This is a genomic window from Faecalimicrobium dakarense, from assembly GCF_000499525.1.
In the GTDB taxonomy this organism is placed as follows: domain Bacteria; phylum Bacillota; class Clostridia; order Peptostreptococcales; family Peptostreptococcaceae; genus Faecalimicrobium; species Faecalimicrobium dakarense.
The window spans coordinates 21,076-27,075 of record NZ_HG529382.1 but is presented as its reverse complement, the minus strand read 5'-3'; the positions used below and the strand labels follow the sequence as shown (position 1 = coordinate 27,075).

The 6,000-nt window shown below is 30.1% G+C and carries 6 protein-coding genes; all 6 read right to left on the bottom strand.

The window, feature by feature from the left end; all coding sequences use genetic code 11:
* Window positions 1–5: 5 nt before the first annotated feature.
* The 6 genes from gdhA to BN899_RS12885 all read right to left on the bottom strand — a co-directional run bounded on the left by gdhA (window position 6) and on the right by BN899_RS12885 (window position 5,816).
* A complete protein-coding gene (gene gdhA, locus BN899_RS12910; RefSeq protein ID WP_042276070.1) occupies window positions 6–1,358 on the bottom strand; it encodes an NADP-specific glutamate dehydrogenase in 1,353 nt (450 codons plus the stop codon).
* A 179-nt stretch (window positions 1,359–1,537) separates the two neighbouring features.
* The gene (gene phoU / locus BN899_RS12905; RefSeq protein ID WP_042276063.1) at window positions 1,538–2,191 is read right to left on the bottom strand and encodes a phosphate signaling complex protein PhoU; all 654 of its coding nucleotides are present in this window, start codon (window positions 2,189–2,191) and stop codon (window positions 1,538–1,540) included.
* A 35-nt stretch (window positions 2,192–2,226) separates the two neighbouring features.
* Entirely contained in the window at window positions 2,227–2,991 is a 765-nt protein-coding gene (gene pstB, locus BN899_RS12900) for a phosphate ABC transporter ATP-binding protein PstB (RefSeq protein ID WP_042276061.1), read from the bottom strand.
* A 22-nt stretch (window positions 2,992–3,013) separates the two neighbouring features.
* Entirely contained in the window at window positions 3,014–3,838 is an 825-nt protein-coding gene (gene pstA, locus BN899_RS12895; protein ID WP_042276059.1) for a phosphate ABC transporter permease PstA, read from the bottom strand.
* A gap of 1 nt (window position 3,839) precedes the next feature.
* Window positions 3,840–4,760 (bottom strand): phosphate ABC transporter permease subunit PstC, encoded by a 921-nt coding sequence (gene pstC, locus BN899_RS12890; protein WP_042276057.1) that lies wholly within the window; start codon window positions 4,758–4,760, stop codon window positions 3,840–3,842.
* A gap of 237 nt (window positions 4,761–4,997) precedes the next feature.
* Window positions 4,998–5,816, bottom strand: coding sequence for a phosphate ABC transporter substrate-binding protein (locus tag BN899_RS12885; protein ID WP_042276056.1), 819 nt, complete (start codon window positions 5,814–5,816; stop codon window positions 4,998–5,000).
* Window positions 5,817–6,000: the final 184 nt, after the last annotated feature.

Genomic DNA, 6,000 nt, shown 5'->3' with positions numbered 1-6,000 from the left:
ATTTATTATATTATACCTTGACTCATCATAGTTTCTGCAACTTTTAAGAATCCTGCTATATTTGCTCCAACTACATAGTTTCCTTTGTGTCCATATTCTTCTGCTGCATTTTTTGAAGCTTCAAATATGTTTATCATTATACCTTTTAATTTTTCATCTACTTCTTCAAATGTCCATGAAAGCCTCATGCTATTTTGAGACATTTCAAGAGCTGATGTTGCAACTCCACCTGCATTTGCAGCCTTAGCTGGAGCTACTAGTACTCCTTTTTCTAGGAAGTATTCTACTGCCTCATTTGTACAAGGCATGTTTGCTCCTTCTCCAATAGCAAGCACATTATTTTCTACTAATAACTTAGCTTCTTCTATACTTATATCATTTTGAGTTGCACATGGAAGAGCTATATCACATTTAACAGACCATATGCCTTTTTGACCTTCAAAGTATTGACTGCCATCTTTTCTATTAGCATACTCTCTTATTCTTTTTCTTTCTACTTCTTTTATTTGTTTTATTAATTCTATGTCTATACCATTTTCATCAATTACATATCCAGCTGAATCACACATTGCAACTACATTAGCTCCAAATTCCTGTGCTTTTTGAGCTGCATATATAGCAACATTTCCAGATCCAGATATAACAACTCTCTTACCTTCTAGTGAATGTTTATGGTAGTTTAACATCTCATTTACAAAGTATATAACACCAAATCCAGTCGCTTCCTTTCTAGCAAGAGAACCTCCATATGTTAATCCTTTACCAGTTAATACTGCTGCATCATATGAATTTCTTATCTTTTTATATTGTCCAAATAAATATCCAATTTCTCTAGCTCCTACTCCTATATCACCTGCAGGAACATCAGTATGTTGCCCTATATGTCTATATAATTCAGTCATAAAACTTTGACAAAATCTCATTATTTCTCTATCTGACTTACCTTTAGGATCAAAATCTGATCCACCTTTTCCTCCACCAATTGGTAAACCTGTTAAAGAGTTTTTAAATATTTGCTCAAAACCTAAGAATTTTATTATTCCTAGATTAACTGATGGATGAAATCTAAGTCCACCTTTATAAGGTCCTATTGCACTATTAAATTGTACTCTAAATCCTCTATTAACTTTAACATTACCATTGTCATCAACCCAAGGAACTCTAAACATTATTTGTCTTTCAGGTTCTACTATTCTTTCTAATATACTTTCCTTTATGTATTCTGGATGTTTCTCTAATACTGGTTCTAATGAGTGTAGTACTTCTTCTATTGTCTGATGAAATTCACTTTCTCCTTTATTTCTAACTTTTACATCTTCAATAACTTTGTTAACTACTTCTGCCACATTATATTCCATATTAAGATCCCCCTTATTTAAAAAACCTTTCTTATTATAAATAATATTATTTTGAAAACGGTTTTTCAATATATTTTTGATAAATTTTTAATTATATTTTTTTAGATATAAATATTTATATCTATATTCATACGGCTTTGGGTCAATAAATATTACAAAAATAGGATAAGATGCTTATCTTATCCTATTTCCATCATTTTTCCGTTGATTGCATAAATAACTTTTTCACATACATTAGTAATATGGTCACCTATTCTTTCAAGATATCTACCTACAAATAAAAGTCTTACACCTTGATTAATAGTTTCTGGGTTCTCATTCATTATTTTTAAACAATCTTCATGAATTTGTTCATATAAACGGTCTACTTTTTCATCTCTTAGAGCTGTGTCATATGCTAATTTTTCATCTTCATTTTCTAGAGCTTCAAGCACTGCTAAAAGCATTTCTCTACATTCATTTGTCATTTTAGGAATATCTATTAATGCCTTTATATATGGTTCATTACCTATTTTTAATGTTTCAGCTGCGATATTAGATGCATAATCTCCTACTCTCTCTAATTCTATAGCTATATTCCCTAAAGCATATACGTATCTTAAATCTCTTGCCATGGGTTGCTTTAATGCCATTAACTCAATACTTCTATCTCTTATATATTCTCTTAATGTGTTTATTTCTTCATCTTCTTCTATAACTTTCTTTGAACCATCTAAATCTTTTCTTACCATACAATCTACAGATAACTCTAAAGCTTTTTCACATCTTTCAATCATTTTTATAGTATATTGCTTTAAAGTATTTATATCTAGCTCTAAACTCGTATTAACCATTTTTAAAACTCCTTTTAGATTTTGTTATATAGATTTTATCCAAATCTACCTGTTATATAGTCTTCTGTACGCTTGTCTTCTGGGCTAGTAAACATAATCTTTGTGTCATTAAATTCTACTACTTCTCCATTTAAGAAAAATGCTGTGTCGTCAGAAACACGTGCTGCTTGCTGCATGTTATGTGTAACTATTACTATTGTATAATCATCTTTTAATGCTTCTATTAACTCTTCTACTTTTAAAGTTGATATTGGGTCTAGTGCTGATGTAGGCTCATCCATAAGGATTACTTCTGGCTTCATTGCTATAGCTCTAGCTATGCATATACGCTGCTGTTGTCCACCTGAAAGTCCTAATGCCGATGACTTTAATCTGTCCTTTACCTCATCCCATATAGCTGCACCTTTTAGACTTTCTTCAACTATTTTATCTAGTTCTTTTTTATCTCTTATTCCATGTGTACGAGGTCCGTATGCTACATTATCATATATACTCATTGGGAATGGGTTTGGCTTTTGAAATACCATCCCAACTTTTGTACGTAACTTTATAACATCTTCACTCTTGTATATATCTTCTCCATCAACTTCTATATTTCCTTTTATAGTTACATTATCTATAAGGTCGTTCATTCTGTTTAAAGTTCTTAAAAATGTAGACTTTCCACACCCTGATGGACCTATTAATGCTGTTACTTTATTTTCTTTTATATTCATATTTATTTTTTTTAGTGCTTGGTTATCACCATAAAATAAATCTAAGTCTCTTACTTTTAATTTTATATCATTATTTGAATTCATTTTTACACCTCGTAAAATTTATTTAATAATTTGCCTTATTTAATTTCTTTGCAACAATCTTAGCTATCATATTTAATGATAATACTAGTATTATTAAAACAACTCCAATACTCGCTGCTCCAGATATATCGCCTTTTTCTTTAGTTAATAAGTATGCTTGAACTGTTAGTGTTCTAGCACTATCAAATATTGTACCTGGCATTTTAGCAACAGTTCCTGCTGTTAATAATATAGCTGCTGATTCTCCTATAACACGACCTACTGATAATATAAGTCCTGATAATATACCTGGTATAGCACTTGGAAGTACTACCTTATATAAAGTTTGAAACTTTGTTGAGCCTAAAGCTAAAGATGCTTCTCTGTAGCTTTGAGGTACTGTCTTTAATGATTCTTCTGTAGTTCTTATTATTACTGGTAATATTATTATCGCTACTGTCAATGCTCCTGATAATATAGAATACTTCATATCTAAAGTTACTACGAAGAAAATTCCTCCAAATAATCCATATATTATAGATGGTATACCTGCCAAGCTTTCTGTAGCAAATCTTATTGCAGTTACCATTTTCCCTTTTTTAGCATATTCTTGTAAATATATAGCTGCTAGAATTCCAATCGGTGTAGCTACTACTATAGAAAGGACAACCATATATATTGTTGTTACTATCATTGGTAATATTCCGCCATCTCCTGATGCAGAATAATCACTAAATAAGAATTTTAGATTTATTCCACCAATTCCATTTATAAATATATATCCTACAATTACAACTAATGTTGCTACTGTAAATATCGCTGATAAATAAATTAATGCTTTTAATATATTTTCTTTTAACTTTCTCATATTAATCTACCGCCTTGTTTGAAAGTTTATTTAGTATTAAATTTAATATTAATATGAATGTAAATAATACTACTCCAGTTGCAAATAACATCTCTTGATGAGTTCCAAATGCGTATCCCATTTCTAGAGCTATATTAGTTGTAAGAGGTCTAACACTATCCATTAAAGATGATGGCATAACTGGTGAGTTTCCTGCTACTAGTATTACAGCCATAGTTTCTCCTAATGCTCTACCTACTCCTAAAACAACTGCTGCTAATATACCTGATTTAGCCGCTGGTATTACAACTTTAAATATTGTTTCTATTTTTGAAGCACCCAATGCTAATGATCCTTCTTTATAAGCTCTTGGTACTGCTCTTATTGCTGTTTCTGATACAGATATTATTGTTGGTAACATCATTATTGCTAAAACTATTATTACTGCTAAAAGACTTTGTCCTTTAGCTAAATTGAATGTATTTTGTATAGTCGGAACTATAAATGCTAATCCAAATATTCCATATAATACAGATGGTATTCCTGCTAATAATTCAACTGCTGGTGATATAATTTTAGCTACCTTCTTTGGAGCTATTTCTGCTATAAATACAGATGTTAATATACCAATTGGTACTCCTATAATTAAAGCTCCCATTGTAGCAGTAATTGATGCTACTATCATTGATGAAATTCCAAATTTATCTGATGTTGGTAGCCAGTCGCTTCCCATTAAGAATTCAGTAAAAGAATAACCCTTTGATATAAAAGGAGTTAATCCTTTATAAAATACAAATCCTATTATTAAAAGTAAACTTAAAACTGCTATTAATGCACTTATAAAGAATATATTTTTAGATATTTTTTCCATAATATATTTATTTTTATTTCCATTTTTATTGTCTCTCTGATTTGAACTAACTACTCGAGACTTAACTAACATAAGCAATCGCTCCTTTAAACATTTTTTATTTAATAAATTATTTCCTTGCTCCCTACACCTATATAATATAAGTTTAAAGTTAAATCCATATTAGATTTATGTTAAGTAAAAGTAAAATTATCTAACATTCTTAACATTAATTCCCATATACATTATTTATGTTAAAACCATGTTAAATAAAGCCTTAAAGAATAAAAAAGACACATATGTATGTGTCTTTTTAAGTAGGGTATTTATCTATTTTATGCTTATGAAGCCTTTACCTTCTATTATTTTTTGTCCTTCATCACTTAATATAAAGTCTATAAATTTAGTTCCTTGCTCTGATATTTTACCGTCTGCATTAACTAGTACAAATGGTCTTGCTATTGCATATTTACCAGACTTAACATTTTCTGGATTTAATTCTACACCATCTATTTTTAATCCATTTACTGCGTCATCTACGTATCCAAAAGATATATATCCTATTGCATTTTCATTTCCTTCAACTGTAGATTTTATATTTCCTGATCCATCACTTATTTGAGCATCTTTTATTAATTCTTCTGACTCAAATCCAACTTTTTCTTGGAATCCATCTCTAGTTCCCGAACCATCTTCTCTTGATAGAACTACTATAGGAGCATCTTTACCTCCCACTTCTTTCCAGTTAGTTATTTTTCCTGTGTATATATCTTTTACTTGTTGTAAAGTTAAATCTTTTACTTCATTATTTTTATTAGTTATAAGTGATATACCATCAAGCGCTATTTGAGTTTCTTTTAACCCTGTACTTTTTTCTTCATCTTTAATATCTCTTGATGACATTCCTATTTCAGATGTTCCTTCTATTGTATTTTTTATTCCTGCCGATGATCCAACTTGTTGTATTTCTACTGTAACACCTTCGTTTTTAGCTTGAAATTCTTCTGCTATAACTTCCATAACTGGACCTACTGAAGTTGAACCTGATACTGTAACTTTAGATCCATCTGAACTTGATCCACATCCTACCGCTAAACTTCCTACTAATACTGTACTAGCTAAAAGTACTCCTATTTTTTTCTTAAACATATAATGTACCCCCGTTTATATTTAAATTTTATTATTTTCATGTCCTTTACAATTTATATAATACAGCTCTTATGTTAAGTGAATATTATAAACAGGTTAAGCCAGTGTAAATATTGTTAAGAGTGTGTAAAATTCGCTTCGCTCATGGCGTCAACGATATAACTTCGCTCATGACGCCAACGAT